Origin of the sequence: Citrobacter sp. wls829 (assembly GCF_005280825.1) — a bacterium.
GTDB classification, from domain to species: Bacteria; Pseudomonadota; Gammaproteobacteria; order Enterobacterales; family Enterobacteriaceae; genus Citrobacter; species Citrobacter gillenii.
Window position 1 is genome coordinate 1 of sequence record NZ_SZWP01000087.1, and the last position, 2,335, is coordinate 2,335.

Consider the following 2,335-nt stretch of genomic DNA (forward strand, 5'->3'; position numbering starts at 1 on the left):
GAGGAATCGTGTGAACGAGGCGCATATTAGCGAGGGGCGCGGGTGTTGTCAAAGGGGTAAATGCAATTGCGAGTTTGTTTGCTGACAAAATCAACAAAGCGGCGATCTTTCCCGCTTTTTAGATTGTTGCCCTATTCTGGTGCGCCACTGCATGTGGTGGGGCAGAGGAAAAGACGGCTGCCAGGGTAAAGAATATTTATCATTGACCTCCAGGCCTTGTTTTACGGGCACTGAGCGCTGTGGCCCGTACTCACTCGAAACTGGCAAGCATTTTGCAAACCTGATGAACATGACTGCCAGCACGGGTTCTGGTATTCCGACAGGAGGCAAAATGAACTTCAGACGGCTGAAATATTTCGTAAAAATCGTCGATATTGGTAGCCTGACCCAGGCAGCGGAAGTGTTGCATATTGCGCAACCCGCGTTGAGCCAACAGGTTGCTACGCTGGAAGGCGAACTGGATCAACAGTTGCTGATTCGTACTAAGCGCGGCGTGACACCGACTGACGCTGGAAAGGTGCTTTATACCCACGCCCGCACGATTTTGCGGCAGTGCGAGCAGGCGCAGCTTGCCGTCAGTAATATCGGACAGACCTTGAGCGGCCAGGTGTCTATTGGCCTTGCCCCCGGGACGGCAGCGTCATCTATCACCATGCCGTTATTACAGACCGTGCGCGCCGAACTGCCAGAGGTGTTGATCTACCTGCATGAGAACAGTGGAGCGGCGCTAAACGAAAAGTTGCTCAGTGGTCAGCTCGACATGGCCGTACTCTACGAACGTTCTCCGATCGCAGGTATTACTAGCCAGCCATTGCTAAAAGAGGATCTTTTCCTTGTCGGCACACGAGATTGTCCAGGGCAAAGTGTTGATTTAGCCGCTGTAGCCCAGATGAGTCTGTTTCTTCCCCGGGATTACAGCGCGGTGCGTTTACGTGTAGATGAAGCATTTTCATTACGCCGTTTAACGGCCAAAGTGATTGGGGAAATTGAGTCTATTTCCACCTTAACCGCAGCGATTGCCAGTGGCATGGGGGTGACTGTTTTACCGGAGTCCGCTGCTCGTTCACTCTGCAATGCGGCAAATGGCTGGATGGCGCGTATTACCACCCCATCGATGAGTTTGCCGTTATCGTTGAACGTGTCGGCCAGGGGGAGTTTATCGCCTCAGGCTCAGGCGGTGAAAGAGATCCTGTTGTCGCTGGTCGGTAGCCCGGCAGTTGAAAACCGTGAACTGCAGTTAGTGAGTTAAACCTTATTCCGTGCAGGAATAAGATGCAGGTTTTTATTATTTGTTATGCCGGTCATCAGACTTTAACAATAGCGTAATGTCTGATGTATCCGGAGTGTAGAGTGAATTTCCAGCAACTTAAAATCATCCGTGAAGCGGCACGTCAGGATTACAACCTGACGGAGGTCGCGAATATCCTTTATACCTCGCAATCGGGGGTAAGCCGCCATATTCGCGAGCTTGAAGATGAACTGGGTATCGAAATATTTATCCGCCGTGGTAAACGCCTGCTTGGTATGACCGAACCGGGTAAAGCCCTGCTGGTTATCGCTGAACGTATTCTCAATGAAGCCAGCAATGTTCGCCGACTTGCCGATCTGTTTACCAATGATACTTCCGGAGTGCTGACGATTGCCACTACCCATACGCAGGCACGTTATAGCCTGCCTGCGGTGATTAAAGCGTTTCGCGAACTCTTCCCAGAGGTTCGCCTGGAGTTAATTCAGGGCACGCCGCAGGAAATCGACGCACTATTGCAAAATGGTGGGGCAGATATCGGTATTGCCAGCGAGCGGTTAAGCAGCGATCCACTATTGGTGGCTTTTCCATGGTTTCGTTGGCATCACAGCCTGCTCGTACCTCACGATCATCCGTTAGTCCTGACGTCCCCGCTGACGCTGGAGGCCATTGCTCGCTGGCCGCTTATTACTTACCGCCAGGGCATCACCGGGCGTTCACGTATTGATGAGGCATTTGCCCGCAAAGGATTACTGCCAGATATTATCCTCAGCGCGCAGGACTCTGATGTGATCAAGACCTATGTGGCGCTGGGACTGGGCATTGGGTTGGTGGCGGAGCAATCCAGCGGTGAACAGGAAGAGGGGACGCTCACCCGTCTTGATACCCGGCATTTATTCGATGCCAACACTGTCTGGCTTGGCTTGAAACGCGGTCAATTACAACGTAATTACGTTTGGCGATTCATCGAGTTATGCAATGCAGGGTTATCCGTGGAGGAGATCAAGCGACAAGCGATGGAGCCAGATGATGAAGTAATGATTGATTATCAGATATAAAACAAAAAGCCCGCTTAGTTTCCTAAGCAGG

At 51.6% G+C, this 2,335-nt stretch carries 2 protein-coding genes; both read left to right on the forward strand.

What is annotated here, in order from left to right:
• Positions 1-331 precede the first annotated feature (331 nt).
• A complete protein-coding gene (gene nac / locus FDW88_RS18695) occupies positions 332-1,249 on the forward strand; it encodes a nitrogen assimilation transcriptional regulator NAC (protein ID WP_096757534.1) in 918 nt (305 codons plus the stop codon).
• A 101-nt stretch (positions 1,250-1,350) separates the two neighbouring features.
• Positions 1,351-2,304, forward strand: a complete 954-nt coding sequence (gene cbl, locus FDW88_RS18700; RefSeq protein ID WP_115258849.1) for an HTH-type transcriptional regulator Cbl — start codon at positions 1,351-1,353, stop codon at positions 2,302-2,304.
• The last annotated feature ends 31 nt before the right edge of the window (positions 2,305-2,335 follow it).